We start from the raw sequence: 19,765 nt of genomic DNA, 5'->3' as shown, positions 1-19,765 counted from the left end.
CAGCCCCTGCCTCACCGGTCGGCCCTGGTGGCGCGATGCCGGACGGCCCGCCGCTCGCCCGGGTGACCTGGGACCGCGCCGGGCTGCACCGCAACGACGACGCCTGGCTGGCCGACGCGTGGTCACGTGCGCGGGTGCTGCTGATCAGCCCCGGTTCCGAGACACCGGTCGACGGGGACGGGCGGGTGCAGCTGCGGCCGTCGGACGAGGCGCCGGACGGCCCGCGCCGCCTGCTCGGCATCGTCGACGACGTCCCGACGTTCGCGGTCACTGCCGCGCCGGACGGCGACAACTGGCGCACCCTGCGCGACGTCGGCGGCACGGTGGGCGACCTGTCCGGCGGGTTGCTGGCCACCGCGATCGGTCTCGAGCAGTGGCACGCGAAGCACCCGCACTGCCCGCGCTGCGGCGCGCTGACCCATGAGACGCAGGCCGGGTGGACCCGCACCTGCCCCGTCGACGGCAGTCACCACTTCCCGCGCACCGACCCGGCCGTGATCATGCTCGTGCACGACGGCGGCGACCTCGCCCTGCTCGGCCGTGGACCGAAGTGGAACCCTGGCCGGTTCTCGACGCTCGCCGGGTTCGTCGAGCCGGGCGAGACGCTCGAGGGGGCGGTCGCCCGCGAGGTGTTCGAGGAGGTCGGCGTCGTGGTGCAGGACGTGCGCTACGTCGCCAGCCAACCGTGGCCGTTCCCGGCCTCGCTGATGCTCGGTTTCACCGCCCGCCTGGTCGGTGACCCCGCCCTGACCCTCGACCCCGTCGAGATGGCCGAGGCCGGGTGGTTCACCCGCGAGGAGATCCGTCGCGCCGCCGACTGGGCCGACGACGACCCGGCCGTCCGCGCCGGCGACCGACGTGCGGCCGCCGACGCGCGCCCGGACGGCACCCGCCTGGTGGCCGTGCCGCCGCCGTTCTCGATCTCGCGCTACCTCATCGACCGCTGGCTGGCCGGCGAGAGCTGACGTCAGGCGCGCTCAGAGTGAGCCGGCGAGTGCGTCGAGGGTCTGCTTCGACGTGTACTGCGGGTCCCACCCGAGCAGCGATCGCGCGCGGAAGGTGTCCATGACGACCGACGTCCGCCCGATGTGCACCCATTCGGCGGCGGACGGCATCAGCGGCAGGCGGGCGATCGCGGCCGACGCCAACCGCACCGTGGCCTGCGGCACGCGCACCGAACGGGTGCCGGTGGCGCGGGCAACGTCGCCGAGGGTGATCTCGCCCTCGCCGGCGAGGTTGTAGGCACCGGGCACGCCGGCACCGGACGCGGCGAGGGCGATCGCCGACGCCACGTCGTCGTGGTGCACGAGCTGCAGCGGCACGCCGGGGTTCGGCGCCAGCGGCAGCATGCTCTGCATCATGGTGGCGGCGCCGCGCAGCGGGAGCGGCAGCGCCTCGCGGACCGTGCGCCAGGGCATGTTGTCGGCCAGTGCGGGCGCCTTCGGGCCCGCGACGATGCACGGGCGCAGCACGTAGACCTGGAGGTCGCTGCCGTCGGTGACCTCGTGCAACACCTGCTCGCACTCGGCCTTCTGCGCCGAGTAGTAATGCTCGTCCGATCCGCGCGTCGGCACGTTCTCGGTCAACGGAACCGGGTTGTCGGCGTGGTAGCCGTAGGCCGCGACGCTCGACGTGTAGACGAGCCGCGTCGGGCGCGGGGCGGCGACCGTGGCCTCGAACACCGTGCGGGTGCCCTTGAGGTTGATGCGCCGGCTCTCCTCGCGTGAACCCATGATCAGGTAGGCGAGATGCACGACGACGTCGGCGTCGGCGACGAGTTCGTCGACCGAGGCGCGGTCGAGGATGTCACCCTGGCGGTACTCGGTACGCGTCCAGCCGTGGGCGGCCGGGTCGAACGGCCGGCGCGCCATGCCGATGACCCGCTCGACGTCGGGGTGACGTTCCAGCGCGGCCACGGTAGAGATGCCGATCTCGCCGGTCGGTCCGGTGACGGCCACGGTCAGACCCATGCGGTTCCTCGTCCCTCGTGCGGTGCCCACGGGGCACGGTCCGCGACCCGATCCCGGATCTACCCGTAACAGCGACACCCCTCACCGCTCCCGCCGCTAGCCTTCGACCATGGACGCGGCGGCGGGTCGGGTGGTCGTCGTCGGCTCGGTGAACGTCGACCACGTCGTGGAGACCGACGTGTTCCCGGCGCCGGGGGAAACGGTCGCCGGTCGCTCGGTACGCACGTCGATCGGCGGCAAGGGCGGCAACCAGGCCGTCGCGGCGGCCCGGCTCGGCGGCCCGGTCGCCATGGTCGCGCGGATCGGCGACGACGACGGCGGAGCTCGCGCGCGGGCCGCGCTCGTCGCGGCCGGCGTCGACGTCTCGGGCGTCGTCCCGGTCGAGGGCACGCCCACCGGGACGGCGTGGATCACGGTCACGCCCGACGACAACACGATCGTCGTGGTCGCCGGGGCGAACGCCGCCTGGCCCGACGGGTGGGCCGCGGACGGCGTCGCGCCGGACGATGTGGTGCTGTCCCAGCTGGAGGTGCCGCTCGCCGTCGTTGTGGCTGCGGCGGCGACGCCCGCCCGCTTCGTCCTCAACGCCGCGCCCGCTGCTGCGCTGCCCGAAGCGGTGATCGCGCGGTGCGCGGTGCTCGTCGTCAACGAGCACGAGCAGCTCGTGGTGGCCGGCACGTCTGGCGTGGCCGACGCGCACGCCGTGCTGCGGTCGCGTGGCGCGGGCGCGGTCGTCACGACCCTGGGAGCGCAGGGCGCGGTGGTGACCGACGACCACGGCACGCGCGCCTACGCCGCGCCGCCGTCCGATGTCGTCGACACCACGGGCGCCGGTGATGCGTTCGCCGGCGTGCTGTGCGCGCGGCTTGCGGCCGGTGCCGAGCTGGCCGACGCGGTGCGGTGGGCGGTCGCGGCCGGGTCGCTGGCCGTGCGGCGGCGCGGGACCCACGACTCCTACCCCGACGCCGTCGCGATCGAGACCCTGCTCCGCTGACCGGTCGGCTCCGCAGCTGCCACACACGGTGCTGCCGTTGTGACACAGGGTGTTACGCCGGGTGTGACACGCGGCCGGTCATGGCGGCGCGCAGGGGCCGTGACACGCCGTGTCACACCGGCAGCGGTGCCTGCCACCGCCGACGCCGAGCTGACCGTCGTCACCGCAGGAACGTGTCGCACACCCGCATCAGCCGCGGCTCTCGACCCGCGCCTCGCGGACGGCCAGGGCCAGGGCCGCGAGCGCCATGGCCACGGTGACGAGCAGGGCGGCGGAGTACGCGTGGCCGTAGTGCGCCGCGCGGGCCGACCCGGAGCCGGTGCGGCCGGCCAGCTGCCCGTAGAAGACTGCGGTCAGCGACGCGGCACCCACCGCCGCACCCACCCGCTGCGCGGTCTGCAGCATGCCTCCGGCGGTGGAGCCTCCCGCGACGGCCACCTCGCGCAGGGACAGGGCCTGGTTCGGCGTGATGACCGCGCCGCCGCCGAGCCCGGCCACGAACAGCGCGGGCGCGAGCAGGAACGCGACGGAGCCGTTGGACACGTGGCCGGCGGTGAGATGCACCGACAGGGCCGCGGCACCGATGCCCACGACGAACATGCTCAGCGCCACCACCAGCACCCGGCGTCCGCGCGTGGCCACGAAACGGCCGGCGGTCGGGGCGCCGATGGCCAGGCCGACCGCCAGCGCCGACGCCGTCAGCCCGGACTCGAGCGCCGAGAACCCCAGCCCGTCCTGCAGGAACAGCGACAGGACGAGCGCGGTGCCGGTGAACCCGGCGAAGTACAGCAGGGCCAGCCCGAGCCCGTCGCTGTAGCTGCGCACGCGGAACAGCGCCGTGTCGATCAGCGGGTGTCCGCGGCGCCGACCGGGCCCGCGCTCCCACCAGGCGAACACCCCGAGCACGGCCAGCGCGGGCAGCACCAGCAGCAGCCGGCGCAGGTTGCGGTCGGCGTCGAACTCGACCACCGGGAACAGCACGCCCGCGAGGCCCACCGCGAGCAGGGCCGCGCCCGGCAGGTCCAGACGGCGTGGTTGCCTGCGTGTCACGTCCCGCGGGAGCATCCGCCACACCAGGACGAACGCCGCCGTACCCACCGGTACGTTGATGAGGAACGTCAGCCGCCACCCGAGATGGGTGCCGCCGAGGGCGATGATGGCGCCGCCCAGCACCGGCCCCAGACCCTGCGCCAGGCCGACGTTCAGCCCGAGCACCCCGAAGGCCCGGCCACGCTCGCGCTGCGGGAACAGCTGCTGCACCAGCCCGGACACCTGCGGGTTGACCAGGCCGCCCGCCAGCCCCTGCAGCACCCGCGCACCCAACAGCACCGCGGGCGTCGGCGCCAGCCCGGCCGCCAGGCTGGTCAGCACGAACCCGGCGATGCCGACCAGCAGCATGCGGCGCCGCCCGCGGTCGTCACCGAGGCGTCCGGCGATGATCGGCACGACGCCGAAGGCCAGCGCGTAGCCGGACACGACCCACTGCAACTGCGCGGCGTCCGCGTGCAGGGTCAGGCCGATGGAGGGCAGCGAGACGTTGACGATCGTCGCGTCGAGCAGGGTCATGAACAGCGCGCTGACACACACGCCGAGCAGGAACCACCGACGCGGGTCGAGCTCGGTCTCGGTCTCGGTCTCCAGCGCCACCGGTCAGGCCGCGCCGGCGGTGTCGAAGGCGCGCCACATGCGTGCGTACCCGCCGCCGAGATCCAGCAGCTCTTCGTGCGTGCCGATCTCCACGACCCGGCCCTGGTCGAGCAGGGCGATGCGGTCGGCGACCTGGGCCGTCTGCAACCGGTGCGCGATGACGATCGTCGTCCGGTCGGCCGCTACCGACCGCATGGCCGCGGTGACCCGGGCCTCGGTGGCCAGGTCGAGGTTCGACGTGGCCTCGTCCAGCAGCAGCAGCGCGGGGTCGGCGAGCTGGGCCCGGGCCAGCGCGATCAGCTGGCGCTGCCCGGACGACAGCGACGACCCGCGCTCGGCGAGGTCGGTGAGGTATCCGCCCGGCAGGGCGGCGACGACGTCGTGCGCGCCGACGGCCCGGGCCGCGGCCTCGACCTCGGCGTCGGACGCCGCGGGACGCCCGTAGGCGATGTTGTCGCGGACCGAACCGGTGAACAGGAACGGCTCCTGCGGCACGTAGCCCAGGTGGCTGCGGAAGTCGTGCAGGTCGAGCGCACGCAGGTCGTGGTCGTCGAAGCACACCCGCCCGGTCACCGGGTCGTAGAAGCGGGCCAGCAGCTTGAGGACGGTGGACTTGCCCGCGCCGGTCTCGCCGACGAGCGCGACGGTCTCGCCGGGGCGCACCGCGAGCTCGACCCCGCGCAACGCGTCGCCGGACGCTGCGGAGGGGTAGGTGAAGCGCACGTCGTCGACCGTCACCGAACCCCGCGCGTCGGTGACGAACTCCGGCTGCGCCGGCTCGGGCGTCAGGGTGTCCAGCGCCATCAGCTCGGCGATGCGCGCCACCGACACGCGGGTCTGCTGCCAGGCGTCGAACACCTGCGAGAGCTGCTGGATGGGCGAGAAGAACATGTCGATGTAGAGCAGGAACGCGATCAACGCACCGACGGTGAGGGAGCCGTTGCGGATGAGCGTCGCGCCGACGCCGAGCACCAGCGCGTCCGCGACGGCCGACAGGAACTGCACGAACGGGAAGTAGGTGGCCACCAGCCTTTGGGCCGCGATGCGGGAGGACAGGTAGGACCGGCCGAGCCCGTGGAAGCGCTCACGCGTAGCCGGCTCGTGCGCGAAGGCCTGGGCCTCGCGGATGCCGGACAGGCTCTCCTGGAAGTCGGCGTTGACGACGGCGATGCGCTCGCGCGACAGGTCGTAGAGGCGGGACGCCCGCCGCCGGAACCACACCGTCGCGAAGGCCAGCGGGACGATGACGCTGAGCACGATGAGCCCGAGCTCGACGTCGACGATCAGCAGGGTGACCCCCACGCCGACGAAGGTGACCAGAGCGACGAGCGCGGACAGCAGGCCGTTGGAGACCAGCGCTTCGAACTGGTCGACGTCGGTCGTCATCCGGGTCATGATGCGGCCGGCGAGCTCGCGCTCGTAGTAGTCCATGGACAGGCGCTGCAGCTGCGCCCAGATGCGCACCCGCAGCGACAGCATGATCCGTTCGGCGGTGCGCCCGGTGACGAACGTCGAGCCGATCTGCACGGCGAGGTCGAGCAGGGTGACGGCCAGGAACGCGATCGAGGCCGTGAACAGCACGCCCTGCGTGTGCTGGGCGACGCCATCGTCGACGCCGGTCTTCACCAGGTACGGCCCGGCCAGCCCGGCCAGGGCGTCGAGCACGACCAGGACCAGGCCCAGCAACAGCGGCCGGCGGAACTGGCCCAGCAGGCCCAGCAGGCTGAACGAGCGCTGGTGGGCGCTCTCGCTCGGCAGGTCGAGCGTCACGGCGTCGCGGACGGGCGGCAGGGCCTCGACCTGGGCCAGCAGCTCCGGGGTCGGGGGCATGGCGCCGATGATCGAGGACTGGCCACCGCCGCCGAGCCCGGCGCCCATCGTGTTGACGACCCTGGCCCGGCCGCCGCCGACGGCCCCGGAGTTGGAGCCCGTCCACGCCGACGCGGTGACGCCGTCCTTGGTGAGGGTGGCCAGCGCTTCGATCGAGTCGCCGGCGCTGCGCAGCGGCTCCTCGTCCAGGCCGGACAGCAGGCTGCGGTACAGCCCGCTGCGCCCGGTCAGCTCGGCGTGGCTGCCCTGCTCGACGACCCGGCCGCCGTCGAGCACGACGACGCGGTCGGCCAGGTGCAGCGTCGACACCCGGTGGGCGATGAGCAGGGTCGTGCGCCCGGCGAGCACCTCGCGCAGCCCGTCGTGGATGGCTTCCTCGGTGCGGGCGTCGATGGCGCTGGTGGCGTCGTCGAGGACGAGGATCGCGGGGTCGGACAAGATCGCACGGGCCAGGGCGACGCGCTGCCGCTGACCACCGGAGAGCGTGAGGCCGCGCTCGCCGACCACGGTGTCGTAGCCGTTGGTGAGCTCGGTGATGAACCCGTGTGCCTGGGCGGTGCGCGCGGCCGCCTCGACCTCGGCGTCGGTGGCGCCCGGGCGGCCGTAGGCGATGTTCGCGCGCACGGTGTCGGAGAACAGGAAGCTCTCCTCGAACGCCACCCCCACCCGCGAGCGCAGCGACGCGAGCGTCAACCCGCGCAGGTCGTGACCGTCGACGAGCACCGCACCCGCGTCCGGGTCGTAGAAGCGCGAGACGAGCGTCGCGACCGTCGACTTGCCGCTGCCGCTCGTACCGACGACGGCGACCCGCTCGCCGGCCGCGACGTGCAGGTCGAGACCGTCGAGGACGGGTGCGCTCGAGTCGTAGCCGAAGCGCACGCTGTCGAACCGCAGGTCGCCGAGCACGGGGGCGTCGGCGCCGAGCTCGACGGCGTCCGGGGCGTCGGCGATCGCGGTCGGGGTGCTCACGACCGAGAAGATCCGCTCGACCCCGGCCCGCGCCTGCTGGCCCACGGTGAGCACCGCGGCGAGCTGGCGGGCCGGCGACACGAACTGGCCGACGTAGGTGCTGAACGCGAGGAAGGTGCCGAGCGAGATGTGCCCGTGCAGGGCCAGCAGCCCGCCGAACAGCAGGATCGCAACCTGGGCGACGGTGGGGATGGTCTCCAGCAGCGGTTGGTAGCGGGCGTTAAGGCGGGTGGCGCGCATGCGGGCGCCGTAGAGGTCGCCGGCCGCGGCGGCGAGCCGTTCGAGCTCGCGGGTCTCCTGACCGAAGGCCTTGACGACCCGGACGCCGGTGACGCCCTCGTCGACGATCTGGGCGACGTCGCCCTCCCGCTGCTGGCCGTCCCACGTGGCCGGGAACACCCGCCGGCGCATCCGGTAGGACACGACGAACAGCGCGGGCATGACGACCAGCGCCAGCACGGCCAGCGGCGGCGAGAGCACGAACATGACGACCAGCGCCAGCAGCATCATGAGCACGTTGCCGGTCATCAGCGGCAGGAACTGCAACAGGCCCTGCACGAGCGCCGAGTCGGAGTTGGCACGCGAGACCAGCTGCCCGGTCGGCATCCGCGACAGCGAACGCTGGTCCATGGTCAACAGGTGGTCGTGCATCAGGTTGCGCAGGTCGAACTGCACGTCCAGGGCGAGCCGGCCCCCGCGGTAGCGCCGCACGTAGGCCAGCGCGAACGTGACGGCGGCCGCGGCGAACAGCACCACCAGCCAGGGCCACAACGCGTCGCGCTGCCGGACGACCACGTTGTCGACGATCTGCCGGCCGACCAGCGGCACCGAGATCTGGGCGGCGCTGCCCAGCACCGCCGCCACGAAGGCGAGGATCAGGTTGGTGCGGTGGCGCATGAGCTGGCGCCACAGCAGGCGGACCCACCCGGCGGCCTCCGCCCCCGGCTCCACCGTTCGCCCAGGATCGTTAGCCACGTTAACTAAGGGTACGTGGGTGGTGCGACAGCGGTTCGCACGATCGGGTCACAGGCCGCGGACGGCGGGACGCGCCGGATCCTCGACCTTGACGACCACGTCGGCGGTCGCGATCGGCTGCACCTCGTCGTCGTAGTCGACGTACGCGGCCAGCGTCCAGGCGTCCTGCTCCGGGGTGCGCCGGGCCCGGGCGGCGGGGGACGCGGTCAGGTGCACGACCTGGTCGAAGGGCAGGCCGTGGCCCAGCAGCAGGCTGCCGCTGACGACCAGCACCGTCCCCGGCTCCGCGTCACGCGCCGGCTCGCGGGTGGAGCGGTTGGTGGCCGGGTCCCGCAGGGACGGCAGGTAAGAACCGGACGTGACCAGCGGGTCGAGTACCTCGCGGCGCAGGGCCACGGTGTCCAGCCAGGCCCGGTAGGACTCGAGATCCTGGTGCCCGTACTCCAGGCGCAGCGAGGCATCCCGCCAGAACGTCTCGGCCCGCACGTGCACGCCGGGCCGACCGCGCACCCGCAGCGCAGCGACCAGCTCGTCCCCCCACGCGCCCGGCTCGGTGGACGGGTCGCCGTCGAGCGCCACCCGCAACGCGCCCGGGGAAGCGGTGAACCGGTCGGCCAGGCGGTCCACGACGGCGTCCCGCGCCAGCGGGACGTACCCCGGCGGCCTCAAACGGCGAGCTTGGCCTTGACCTGTGCGACGCTCGGGTTGGTCAGCGCCGTGCCGTCCTCGAAGACCACGGTGGGCACCGTCCGGTTGCCACCGTTGGCCTGCATGACGATCTCGGCGGCACCCTCGGTGCGCTCGATGTCGACCTCGTCCCACGCGATGCCCTCACGCTGCAGGCCGCTCTTGAGCCGCGCGCAGAACCCGCACCACGTGGTCGTGTACATGGTCATCATCGCCGGTGTCACCTCTCGTCGGAACTGTCCCGTGTGGCCAACGCCGCGGCGGAGCGCGCCATTCCGGCCCCACGAGGCGCCCGGTCGCCGTAACTGTCCGGGGCCGCTGGCAGTATCGGTGGACGTGGCTGACGGGGGAGCGGACCAGATCCTGGCGGGCCTCGACCCCGAGCAGCGCGAGGCGGCGGCCGCGGTCCGCGGCCCGGTCTGCATCCTGGCCGGCGCCGGCACCGGCAAGACGCGCGCCATCACCCACCGCATCGCCTACGCCGTCCGCAGCGGCGCGGTCGAGCCCAACCAGCTGCTGGCCGTCACCTTCACCGCCCGCGCCGCCGGCGAGCTGCGCACCCGCCTGCGCACGCTCGGCGCCCACGGCGTGCAGGCCCGCACCTTCCACGCCGCGGCCCTGCGCCAGCTGCAGTACTTCGCCCCGCGGGTGCTCGGCGGCGGCATGCCCGACGTCGTCGACAACCAGCTGCGCCTCGTCGGCAACGCGGCCGCCCGGCTGCGGATGCGCGTCGACCGCACCGAGCTGCGCGACCTCACCGGCGAGATCGACTGGGCCAAGGCGGTGCTCGCCACCCCGAAGTCCTATCCCGCGCGGGCCCGGGCGGCCAGCCGCGAGACGACGTCGACGCCCGAGACCATCGCCAAGCTCTACGCCGAGTACGAGGCCACCAAGACGCGCTCCGGCCAGATCGACTTCTCCGACCTGCTGCTGATCATGGCCGCGGCGATGGAGGAGCACCCCGACGTCGCCGAGCAGATCCGCAGCCAGTACCGCCACTTCGTGGTCGACGAGTACCAGGACGTCTCGCCGTTGCAGCAGCGCCTGCTCGACGCCTGGCTGGGCGACCGCACCGACCTGTGCGTGGTGGGCGACGCGAACCAGACCATCTACTCCTTCGCCGGCGCCACGCCCGAGCACCTGCTGGGCTTCCGTCGCCGCTTCCCCGACGCGGTGCTGGTGCGCCTGCACCGCGACTACCGGTCCACGCCGCAGGTCGTCGAGCTCGCCAACCGGCTCGTGGGCGGCGGCGAGTCCGGCGTCACCCTGGTGGGTCAGCGCGACGAGGGCCCGATCCCCACCTTCGCCGAGTTCGACGACGAACCCGCCGAGGCCGCCGACGTCGCGGCGCGGTGCAAGGCGCTCGTCGCCGCCGGTACGCCGGCGGCCGAGATCGCGATCCTGTTCCGCATCAACGCCCAGTCCGAGGTGTACGAGGCGGCGCTGACGCGCGAGGGCGTGCCGTACGTGCTGCGCGGCGGCGAACGCTTCTTCGACCGCGCCGAGGTCCGCGAGGCCCGGTTGCTGCTGCGCGGCGCGGCGCGCAGCGGCGAGGTCGGCGACGACGCGCTGCCCGACGCCGTCCGTGGTGTGCTCGGCAGCCTGGGCTGGTACCCCGACAACGCCCCTCCCGGCGGCGCCGCCCGCGAGCGCTGGGAATCGCTCGCCGCACTCGTCACCCTCGCCGACGACCTGCTGGCCACGGTGCCGGACGCGACCCTCGAGACCTTCGTCGGCGAGCTCGACCAGCGCGCGAACGCGCAGCACGCGCCGACCGTGCAGGGCGTCACGCTGGCGTCGCTGCACTCGGCGAAGGGCCTCGAGTGGGACGCGGTGTTCCTCGTCGGCCTCACCGACACCACCGTGCCCTACCAGCACGCCACGACGCCCGAGCAGATCGCCGAGGAGCGGCGGCTGCTCTACGTCGGCATCACCCGCGCCCGCGAACGCCTGGCCCTGTCCTGGGCGCTGGCCCGCAGCCCGGGCCAGCGACGGGGCCGCAAGGCCAGCCGGTTCCTCGACGGTCTGCGCCCCGTCACCGGAGCCCGGGTCTCGCCGAAGCGGGCGAAGTCTCCGCGTCCCGAGGCGGCCGACGCCGAGCTGTTCGGCCGGTTGCGCGAGTGGCGCAAGCTGCAGGCCACGGCGCAGAGCGTGCCGCCCTACGTGGTGTTCAGCGACGCGACCCTCGTCGCCATCGCCGACGCCCGCCCGAAGAGCCGCGCCGGTCTCGGCCAGATCAGCGGCGTCGGGCCGACCAAGCTCACCCGCTACGCCGACCCGGTGCTGGCGGTCCTGGCCGGCGCCGACCCGGCTGCCGTCGATCCGGTGGAGGTCGTGACATGACGGACGGAACCCTGCGCTTCGGCTACGACGGCGACGGCGGGCTGGGGGACCGGCTCGTGGACGCCGTGGTGCGCGGGGACAAGACCGCGACCTCCTCGCTGGCCGTCGAGTACCTGTCGGGCGAGCCCCTACCGCGCGTCGGGGAGGTCCTCGCCGTGCTGGACTCGGCCGGCCGCGAGCGGGCGACCGTGCGTACGACGGCGGTGACGATCACGCCGCTGCACCTCGTCGGCGACGACGTCGCCTTCGCCGAGGGCGAGGGTTACGCCGACGCCGCCGACTGGCGCCGCGGGCACGAGCGGTTCTGGCTCGACATCGTCGACCTGATCCGGGCCGACGCCCACGACCCCGCCTGGGAGCTGCGGGACTCGGAGCCGGTCGTCGTGCACCACTTCGAGGTCGTGTCACCCGTTACGGGCTGACCGCCTCGTCGTCGGGTAGTGCATCGTCGTCGGGTAGTGCATCGTCGTCGGGCAGCGTCGCATCGTCGGGCAGCGTCGCATCGTCCGGCAGCGCGGCCGGTTCGCGCACGAGGGCGGCGACCGCCCCGGCGGCGAGCGTCAGCACGACGGCCACGAGCAGGGCGAGCCGGACGCCGTCCAGGAACTCGGCCACGAAGGGCCGGAACGCCTCGGTGCGGACGAGCTTCTTCAGGTCGAACCCACCGCCACCGCCGCCGGTCTGCAGCACGCTGATCGCCTTGTCGCGGCCGCCGACGAACTTCAGCAGGAACGGGTCGAGCTTGTCCACGGCCGCGGTCAGGTGGGAGTTCACGATCGCGCCCAGCGCAGCCACGCCGACGACCGCGCCCAGCTGCCGCGCGGTGTTGGTGGCCGAGGCCGCCATCCCGGACCGACGGGCCGGGATGTGGGTGAGCACGGCCGAGGTGAGCGGAACGACGGTGATGCCGAACCCCAGGCCGGCGAGGGCCAGCGCGAGGGCCAGGAGGCCGAACGTCAGGCCGGACCCCGCGCCCAGTTCGGCGCGCGCCAGCAGCATGCCGGCGGCGCCGAGCACGCACCCGACCACCGTCGGCGGGCGCGCGCCCGCGCGGGCCACCCAGGGCCCGGCCACGACGCCGCCGACGGCGATCGCCACGGCCATCGGCGCGAACATGCCGGCGAGCCGCTGCCCGGAGTAGCCGAGCCCGATGTCGAGGTACAGCGCGGTGAAGAAGAAGATCGCGAAGACGCCGAAGTAGACGGCGAAGGCGGCGAACAGCGACGACGACACGATCGGTGTCCGCACCGCCCGCAGATCGAGCATCGGGGTGCGAGCCCTGAGCTCCACGGGCACGAAGGCGACCAGGCAGAGGCCGCCGGCCACGAACAGCGCGACCACCCACCAGGTCGGGTAGCCCTCGTACTCGCCGGAGATCGCCGCGAAGATGATCGCGCCCAGTCCGGCGGCACCGAGCAGCACCCCGGCCACGTCCACCGCCCCGGGTTCCGGGTCGCGGCTCTCGGGCACGACCAGGGCCACGGCGACGAGCAGGACGAGCGCGACGACGAGGTTGAACCAGAACACCGAGCGCCAGCCGTCCGCGCCGACCAGCAGGCCGCCGACGACCGGGCCGAGCGCGAGGGCGAGCCCGGACACCGCCGACCAGGCGCCGAGGGCCCTGGCTCGTCGGCCGCGCTCGGGGTAGAGCTGCCGGATGACGGACAGGGTTCCGGGTTCGCACGCCGCGGCGCCGAGCCCCATGACCGCACGTCCGCCGATCACCAGCCCGATGCTCGAAGCGACCGCGCACAGGACCGAGCCCACCGCGAACACCACGATGCCGGCGAGCATCACCCGGCGCCGTCCGAGGCGGTCGGCGAGCATGCCGCCGAGCAGCATCAGGCTGGCGAACACGAGGGCGTAGGCGTTGATGACCCACTGCAGCGGGATGACGCCGGCCGAGATGTCGGACTCGAGATCGCCGAGCGTGACGCTGACGACGGTGGTGTCGAGGAAGGTCAGGAACAGCACGGCCAGGACGGCGCTCAACGCCGCCGGCCGGGAGGCGCGGAGGGCGCGGACCTCGATCACGTCGCACAGTGTGGCGCAGGCGGCGCGACGGCGCCGGACGGAGCGGTCGTTGCGACGGCAAACGTCTCGTCGGTTCCTGCCCGATAAATGAGTTGCGGCCCGTCAGCGGTCGCCGATAATCTTCGGCCACACATTCCGGGACGGGCGCCTTCGTGCGCTCACGAGAGCAGAGAGGCGGTGACCGACGTGGAGATCGTGAATCCGACCCAGGTCGCGACGCCCTCTGCCTGCATCGCCGGCAGCGGACTGCCCCTGGCCGCCTCGCTGAAACTGGCCGCCTCGCTGAAACTGGCCGCCTCGCTGACGCTGGCCGCCTCGCTGACGCAGCGCCCGACGTGGGCCGCCGTCTCGCTCGCCGAGGGTGGCAGTGGCATGCCTCGCGTCCGCATCAATCCGTTCCACAACTACACCGACGTCCCGTCCGCGGACGGTCGTGGCGGCAGCGCCGTCAGGAACCACGACGTCACCACGATGCCGGCCGCCGCAACGGCCGCAGCCGCCAAGCAGGGCGCCCCGCCTCGAGGAGAACCACGCTGACCGTCGTCAGCGACCGGCACTCCTCGAGGCCGCGGCTCCCTACCTGGGAACCGCGGCCTCGTTGTTTGTCCGGACCTGTCGTGAGACCGGAGCCCATGTCAGACCCGCAGTCCAGCATCACCCGTTACCAGCACACCGAAGAAGGAGGTGACCCGACGTGTTGACCAGCTGCACCGATGAGCTCGTGCTCGACCCGATCGCGGTCGACGCGCTGGACCCGCTCTCGAAGCAGTGTCCGGACGACCTGCCCTGCCGGGTGGAGAACGCCGAGCTCTGGTTCGCCGAGACCCCGGCCGAGCTCGAGCGCGCGAAGTCGTTCTGCCACCAGTGCCCGGCCCGCCTCACCTGCCTCGAAGGCGCCATCGAGCGTCGGGAGCCCTGGGGCGTGTGGGGCGGCGAGATCTTCGAGCGCGGCACGGTCATCGCCCGCAAGCGGCCGCGCGGACGCCCGCGCAAGGCCGACAGCACCGAGGTCGCGGCGGGATCGCCGCGACACCGGTCCACCACCGAACTGCACACCAACTGTCAGGGAGCATCGAGATGTACACCATGCACGAAGCCCTCGCCCGCGAGCGAATGCACGACGGGCAGCGACGCAGCCGGGAGGCGGGCGTGGCCCGCGAGCTGGCCGCCCAACGGCGCTGGCGCCGCCTGTCGCGTTTCGCACGCGCCGCCGAGCGTCGCCACGGGCGTCAGGCCGACTGGGCACTCGCCCGATGAGTCCGACCCGGTCGCCGGATCAGCCGATCCGGTGGCCGGGTCGTGCTGCGTCGCGGGGCCGTCCCAGGCCGCTCACCACCACTGCTGGTCGAGCTTGGCCTCGATCGACCGGACGAAGCGCCGCGTACACGTCGGGCAGACCCACCGGGGCCGCGTTCCCTCGCTGGTCTCGATCATGTCCGCCGACCAACCGAGCGGCGGGTCACCGTCCGTCCGAGGGTCCGCCACCGACCCGCACAGCGAACAGGACGGGGGAGTGCCGCCGCAGACGTCGGCACCGACGGTTTGTTCGAGACTGCTCATTCTTGTCATTCCAGCGTGGCTCGCCGTCCACGTAAAGGCCCCATAGGGGTGGGATCGCCGGCGCCCCGGGCTGCGCTCAGTCGTCGGTGAACCCGGGCGACCACTGCTCGGCCAAGGCCCGGTAGGGCGCGGTCGCGCCCAGCTGGCAGAGCACGCCGATCGAGCCCAGCGTCACGCGGTGGATCAGGAAGTAGTCGGGCGGCAGGTTGAGCAGGCGGCCCACCCGGGCCTGCTCGCTGCGCGGGTCGCCGATGCGCGCTGCCTGCTCGCGCATCCACTCACGGGTGAAGGTGAAGGTCGGCTCCCGCAGCGGTTCGAGGATCGGGCCGAGGTAGTCCATCACCTGGTGGGCCGTGATATCGACGTCGGGACGCACGAAGCCGAGCCCGCGGAGCACGGCCAGCGCTCCCTCCTCGTCGCCGTCGACGGCCAGCCGGGTCAGCCGGCCCAGCGCCGGCGGGTACCCGTCGGGCAACCGGGCGACGGCGCCGAAGTCGATGACCCCGAGCCGACCGTCGGCCAGCATGCGGAAGTTGCCGGGGTGCGGGTCGGCGTGCAGCAGGCCGGCGCGGCTGGGGGCGGAGTAGTGCAGCAGCGCGAGCAGCGAGCCGGCGCGGTCGCGTAGCTCCTGGTCGCCGTCGCTGATCACCGCGGAGAGCTGGGTGCCGTCCATCCACTCGCTGACGACGGCCTTCGGGGCGCTGGCCACCACGCGTGGCACAGCGATGTCCGGGTCGTCGGCGTAGGCGGCCGCGAAGGCACGCTGCGACTCGGCCTCCAGGGTGTAGTCGAGCTCCTCGAGCACCCGGTCCTTGAGCTCGGCCAGCAGCGGCTTGACGTCGAGCCCCGGTGAGATCCGGCCGAAGAGCCAGGCGAAGCGGGTGAGTTGTGACAGGTCGGCCATCAGCGCGGGGCCGGCGCCGGGGTACTGCAGCTTGACGGCCACCTCGCGGCCGTCGCTCCACACCGCGCGGTGCACCTGGCCGATGCTGGCCGCGGCAGCCGGGGTCTCGTCGAAGTCCTGGAAGCGGCTGCGCCAGCTCGTCCCGAACTGCTCGTCCAGCACGGTGCGCACGGTGGCCGCGGGCATCGGCGGTGCGGCCTCCTGCAGCTTGGTCAGGGCCGCACGGTAGGGCGCGGCGTGCTCCTCGGGCAGCGCGGCCTCGAACACCGACAGCGCCTGGCCGAACTTCATGGCGCCGCCCTTGAGCTCACCGAGAACGTTGAACAGCTGCTCGGCGGTGCGGGCCTGCAGGTCGGCCTGGACCTCCTCCTGAGAGCGCCCGCTGATCCGCCGGCCCAGGCCGAGCGTGGCTCGTCCCGCGACCCCGAGGGGCAGCGAGGCCAGCTTCGCGGTGCGCGACCCCCGCCGCTGCGGGATGTAGGGCCGATCGGAGCGCTGGCGGCGTTCGGGGCGCTGGGCCCGCCCGCGTCCGGGACGGCCGTCGTCGCCGGCCGGGTGATCAGTCACTGCCCCATTCTGCCCAACCGCCCGAGCCCGCAGTCGCAGGCCGGGTGCGGCGACCACGAACGGCGCCGCGCGCGCCAGTCCGGGGGGTGCAGCTCGAGGGTGCCGTCGATGCTGGCGGGGTCTGCGCCGTCCAGGAAGGCCAGCACCTGCAGGGCGGCAGCGCCGACGGCGAGGGTCGAGACGATGACGTCGCTCGGGTGCCCGTACCGCCGGGGAACGGCCAGTTGCGCCGACAGGACGGGCCACGCCGGGTCGCGATCACGACGGTGCAGGTCGGCGCAGCGCAGGCAGCTGGTCAGCCCCGGCAGCACGAGCGGGCCGACCACGGCGTGGTCTACGCCCACCGCGAGGCGCAGATGCGCCGCGCGGTCCGCGTGCAGGGCCGCCCGCCGGTCGTCGTCGACCGGACCGGCCTGGGCGAGCACGGTCAGGTCGGGGACCTCGTCCGGGGGCAGCGGCGTGACATCGGCGTCGGGCGCGGCTCGCAACACCGCATCGACGGCGGCCACCTGCAGGTCGGTGCCCTCCGCGCCGGGGTCGACGCCGCCGGGTACGGCGTGCAGCAGTCGGACCGTGCCGTCGACCGCACAGCGCACCCGCCCGACCCCGGCTGCGGCCAGCAGGGCGGCGAGGTGGACGGTGGCCGCCGTGTTCCCGGCCACCACCACGGAGCAGTGCCGACGGGCGTGCAGCAGCTCCGCCGCGCTCTCGCCGTGACGGACGGCCAGGGCCGCGAGCTGGCCGGCCAGGCGAGGCGTGGGCGGCGTGCGCAGGCCGTCGTCCACACCGGTCCGGGTCCACAGGAACCCGTCGTCGACGAGGGTGTCGAGCGCCTCCAGGACGTCGGGCGCGAGCTCGGGCAACGCGACCTGCGGTCCGTGAACCGGGCCGCCGAGGCCGACCGGGTCGTGGCCGATCGGTTCGTGGCCCGTGACCAGGTGGCGGACGACCGGTCCGGGCAGGTTCTCGACCACGGCACGGCGGTGTCCGAGCTCCAGGTGGATGGAGTCCGCCGTCCGCCAGAGCAGTCGGGCGGCCGGGCTGAGCTGGAAGCCGGCCGGGGCCGCGGCCGCGTCGGATCGGGTCACGCCGCACATCGTGCCGGGTCGCAGCACCGTCCGGGCCGTTGTCCACAGGCCGATCGAGGGCGGGCCACCACGCAACATTCCGATCACGCACCGTCACCAGGGATAACCCTAAAGTCAATATTCACATCTGTGGACAGCGGTGTGTACAAGTCGGACACCTCGGGCGTCCGGGTTCCCCGCGGTGTCGGAAGGTGTGGCTAGCGTGTGCACCATGCGCCGCGGGGGAGATGTCGTGCGCAGCGGAAGAGATGTCGTGCGCAGCGGAGGAGATGTCGTGCGCAGCGGAGGGGAAGTCGTGCGCGGCGACGACGGGGACCGGGTCGAGGTGCGCCGCAGCGCCAAGCGCCGACGTACGGTCTCTGCCTATCGCGACGGTGAACGGGTCGTCGTCCTGATCCCGGACGGGTTCACCGCAGCCGAGGAGCGGGAGTGGGTGTCGCGGATGGTGGCGCGTGTCGATCGCGCGGCCGGGGATGCGCGCGGCGACGACGCGGAGCTCACGCGGCGGGCCGTCGAGCTGTCGACGCGTTACCTCGACGGGCGGGCCCGCCCCGCCCGGGTGCGCTGGGTCGCCCCGATGCGCAGTCGGTGGGCGTCGTGCACGCCGGACGACCGGACCATCCGGATGTCGCGGCGCCTGCTGGCCATGCCGGGGTGGGTGCAGGACTACGTGCTGCTCCACGAGCTGGCCCACCTCATCGAGCCGGGGCACGGACCGCGTTTCTGGGCACTGTTGGCCGCCTACCCGCGCACCGAGCGGGCACGCGGTTTCCTCGACGGCGTCAGCGCCGCGGCACAGCGTCCGCTCGCCGACCAGCGCTGATCGGGAGACCCGTCAGACGTCGCCTGGCTTGTCCCTCGGCTCGTCGTCGGACTCGTCCTCGGGCTTGCCCTCCGGCCCGTCTCCCGGCTCGTCCGTGGGCTCGGCGCCGGCCCCGGAGTCACCGAGCAATGCGCTGAGGTCGTCGGGGGCGACGAAGTCCTCCTCCGACATGATCTTGTCGCTGAACCCGAGCGGGTCGTCGAGGTCGTCGGTGGTGGGCAACAGGTCCGGGTGCACCCAGATCGCGTCGCGGGGGCCGACGCCCCGCTTCTCGGTGACGCTCGACCACAGGGCCGCGGCGTCGCGCAGGCGGCGGGGGCGTAGCTCGAGCCCGACGAGGGTGGCGAACGTCTGCTCGGCCGGGCCACCGGAGGCACGGCGGCGCCGGGTGGCCTCGCGCAGTGCGTCGGCACCGGGCATCCGGTCGGACGCGGCGGCGGCGACCACCGTGTCGACCCAGCCCTCGACCAGGGCCAGCAGCGTCTCCAGCCGGCGCAGGGCCTGCTGCTGCTCGGGCGTCTCCTGCGGCGCGAACAACCCGCCACCGAGCGCGTCCTGGATGCCCTGGGGGTTCATCGGGTCGATGGTGCGCATGGCCTCCTCGAGGGAGGACATGTCCAGGGTGATGCCGCGCGCGTAGGCCTCGATCGTGTCCAGCAGGCGCTGGCGCAACCACGGCACGTGACCGAACAGGCGCTGGTGCGCCGCCTCGCGCAGGGCGAGGTACAGGCGCACCTCGTCGGCGGGCCGCTCGAGGCCCTCGCCGAAGGCGGCGATGTTGGCCGGGACGATGGCGGCGACCCCGGCGGGGCCGATCGGGATGCCGATGTCGGTGGCCGACACGACTTCACGGGCCAGCCCGCCGAGCCCCTGGCCGACCTGCGCGCCGAACATCAGGCCGCCGACCTGCTGCATGATGCCGGCCAGCGGGTTGCCCTCGCCCCCGAGCATCTGTAGCTGGTCCTCGGGGATCGCCGCCGACATGGCCTCGACCACGCGGGACGCGACCGGTTCGCACAGCGCGGACCAGACCGGCAGGGTCTTGTCCAGCCACTCGGTGCGCGACCACGACTCGATCGTCTGCACCCCGGAGGGGAAATCGGTGACGTCGTCGAGCCACAGATCGGCGAGACGGACGGCTTCCGAGACACCCAGCCGCTCGGCGGGGCTGACGATCGCGTTGCCGCCGCCGCCCTGCGCGATGGTCGTGGCGGCGAGCTGCTTGGCGAGGTCCCAGTTCACCGGACCGCCGGACCAGGACAGCATCTTCTGCAGTTCGGCGAAGAACGGCATGCCACCCATCGGGTTCTGCGGGTCACCGTCGTCGCCGGAGTCGCCGCCGCGTCCGAAACCGAAACCGAAATTGCTCATGGG

Annotated in this window: 17 protein-coding genes and 1 pseudogene; 8 read left to right on the top strand and 10 right to left on the bottom strand. The window is 73.5% G+C overall.

The window, feature by feature from the left end:
* Positions 1-35 precede the first annotated feature (35 nt).
* On the top strand, positions 36-965 hold the full coding sequence (nudC, locus tag ACFFCA_RS03225) for an NAD(+) diphosphatase (RefSeq protein ID WP_375481749.1): 930 nt from the start codon (positions 36-38) through the stop codon (positions 963-965).
* Between the two features lie 12 nt (positions 966-977).
* Here the strand turns inward: nudC and ACFFCA_RS03220 are convergent, their stop codons facing one another.
* A complete protein-coding gene (locus tag ACFFCA_RS03220; protein ID WP_375481747.1) occupies positions 978-1,970 on the bottom strand; it encodes an NAD-dependent epimerase/dehydratase family protein in 993 nt (330 codons plus the stop codon).
* A gap of 109 nt (positions 1,971-2,079) precedes the next feature.
* Here ACFFCA_RS03220 and ACFFCA_RS03215 point away from each other — a divergent pair, with 109 nt between their 5' ends.
* Positions 2,080-2,964 carry a ribokinase gene (locus ACFFCA_RS03215; protein ID WP_375481745.1) on the top strand — a complete coding sequence of 295 codons (885 nt, stop codon included), beginning with the start codon at positions 2,080-2,082 and terminating at the stop codon, positions 2,962-2,964.
* Between the two features lie 189 nt (positions 2,965-3,153).
* Here ACFFCA_RS03215 and ACFFCA_RS03210 read toward each other — a convergent pair whose 3' ends face one another.
* From ACFFCA_RS03210 to ACFFCA_RS03195, 4 genes are read right to left on the bottom strand one after another with little or no spacing between them, the layout of a single operon-like run.
* Positions 3,154-4,611: an MFS transporter gene (locus ACFFCA_RS03210; protein ID WP_375481743.1), complete on the bottom strand. Its 1,458-nt coding sequence runs from the start codon at positions 4,609-4,611 to the stop codon at positions 3,154-3,156.
* 3 nt (positions 4,612-4,614) lie between these two features.
* Positions 4,615-8,385 carry an ABC transporter ATP-binding protein gene (locus tag ACFFCA_RS03205; protein WP_375481741.1) on the bottom strand — a complete coding sequence of 1,257 codons (3,771 nt, stop codon included), beginning with the start codon at positions 8,383-8,385 and terminating at the stop codon, positions 4,615-4,617.
* Positions 8,386-8,433: 48 nt separating this feature from the next.
* Entirely contained in the window at positions 8,434-9,054 is a 621-nt protein-coding gene (locus ACFFCA_RS03200; RefSeq protein ID WP_375481739.1) for a uridine kinase, read from the bottom strand.
* Positions 9,051-9,284 (bottom strand): mycoredoxin, encoded by a 234-nt coding sequence (locus ACFFCA_RS03195; RefSeq protein WP_375481737.1) that lies wholly within the window; start codon positions 9,282-9,284, stop codon positions 9,051-9,053. The genes ACFFCA_RS03200 and ACFFCA_RS03195 overlap by 4 nt, the downstream gene beginning before the upstream one ends.
* Positions 9,285-9,408: 124 nt before the next feature.
* On the opposite strand from ACFFCA_RS03195, the gene ACFFCA_RS03190 reads away from it, so the two are divergent.
* Both ACFFCA_RS03190 and ACFFCA_RS03185 read left to right on the top strand, forming a co-directional pair.
* Entirely contained in the window at positions 9,409-11,415 is a 2,007-nt protein-coding gene (locus ACFFCA_RS03190; RefSeq protein WP_375481735.1) for an ATP-dependent helicase, read from the top strand.
* The gene (locus tag ACFFCA_RS03185) at positions 11,412-11,837 is read left to right on the top strand and encodes an ASCH domain-containing protein (protein ID WP_375481733.1); all 426 of its coding nucleotides are present in this window, start codon (positions 11,412-11,414) and stop codon (positions 11,835-11,837) included. Before ACFFCA_RS03190 ends, ACFFCA_RS03185 begins: the two co-directional genes overlap by 4 nt.
* Here ACFFCA_RS03185 and ACFFCA_RS03180 read toward each other — a convergent pair.
* Positions 11,827-13,449 carry an MFS transporter gene (locus ACFFCA_RS03180; RefSeq protein WP_375481731.1) on the bottom strand — a complete coding sequence of 541 codons (1,623 nt, stop codon included), beginning with the start codon at positions 13,447-13,449 and terminating at the stop codon, positions 11,827-11,829. The genes ACFFCA_RS03185 and ACFFCA_RS03180 overlap by 11 nt on opposite strands.
* A gap of 177 nt (positions 13,450-13,626) precedes the next feature.
* Between ACFFCA_RS03180 and ACFFCA_RS03175 the strand changes: the two genes are divergently transcribed.
* The 3 genes and pseudogenes from ACFFCA_RS03175 (at position 13,627) to ACFFCA_RS03165 (ending at position 14,706) form a co-directional block, all read left to right on the top strand.
* Positions 13,627-13,986 carry a hypothetical protein gene (locus tag ACFFCA_RS03175; RefSeq protein WP_375481729.1) on the top strand — a complete coding sequence of 120 codons (360 nt, stop codon included), beginning with the start codon at positions 13,627-13,629 and terminating at the stop codon, positions 13,984-13,986.
* 184 nt (positions 13,987-14,170) lie between these two features.
* Positions 14,171-14,467: pseudogene (locus ACFFCA_RS03170) on the top strand (WhiB family transcriptional regulator); the annotation flags it as partial.
* A 59-nt stretch (positions 14,468-14,526) separates the two neighbouring features.
* On the top strand, positions 14,527-14,706 hold the full coding sequence (locus ACFFCA_RS03165) for a hypothetical protein (protein WP_375481805.1): 180 nt from the start codon (positions 14,527-14,529) through the stop codon (positions 14,704-14,706).
* Positions 14,707-14,778: 72 nt separating this feature from the next.
* On the opposite strand, the gene ACFFCA_RS03160 is transcribed toward ACFFCA_RS03165, so the two are convergent.
* The 3 genes from ACFFCA_RS03160 to ACFFCA_RS03150 form a co-directional block, all read right to left on the bottom strand.
* A complete protein-coding gene (locus ACFFCA_RS03160; RefSeq protein ID WP_375481803.1) occupies positions 14,779-15,009 on the bottom strand; it encodes a hypothetical protein in 231 nt (76 codons plus the stop codon).
* Positions 15,010-15,085: 76 nt separating this feature from the next.
* Positions 15,086-16,390 carry an ABC1 kinase family protein gene (locus ACFFCA_RS03155; RefSeq protein WP_375481797.1) on the bottom strand — a complete coding sequence of 435 codons (1,305 nt, stop codon included), beginning with the start codon at positions 16,388-16,390 and terminating at the stop codon, positions 15,086-15,088.
* An 86-nt stretch (positions 16,391-16,476) separates the two neighbouring features.
* Positions 16,477-17,568, bottom strand: coding sequence for a hypothetical protein (locus ACFFCA_RS03150; protein WP_375481727.1), 1,092 nt, complete (start codon positions 17,566-17,568; stop codon positions 16,477-16,479).
* Between the two features lie 274 nt (positions 17,569-17,842).
* On the opposite strand from ACFFCA_RS03150, the gene ACFFCA_RS03145 reads away from it, so the two are divergent.
* The gene (locus ACFFCA_RS03145) at positions 17,843-18,391 is read left to right on the top strand and encodes a M48 family metallopeptidase (RefSeq protein ID WP_375481725.1); all 549 of its coding nucleotides are present in this window, start codon (positions 17,843-17,845) and stop codon (positions 18,389-18,391) included.
* Between the two features lie 12 nt (positions 18,392-18,403).
* Here ACFFCA_RS03145 and ACFFCA_RS03140 read toward each other — a convergent pair whose 3' ends face one another.
* Positions 18,404-19,762, bottom strand: coding sequence for a zinc-dependent metalloprotease (locus ACFFCA_RS03140; RefSeq protein ID WP_375481723.1), 1,359 nt, complete (start codon positions 19,760-19,762; stop codon positions 18,404-18,406).
* Positions 19,763-19,765: the final 3 nt, after the last annotated feature.

The sequence above is a fragment of the uncultured Jatrophihabitans sp. genome (genome assembly GCF_964252635.1).
Lineage (GTDB): Bacteria > Actinomycetota > Actinomycetes > Mycobacteriales > Jatrophihabitantaceae > Jatrophihabitans.
Note: the sequence above shows the minus strand (reverse complement) of the source record. Positions and strands in the feature narration are given on the sequence as shown.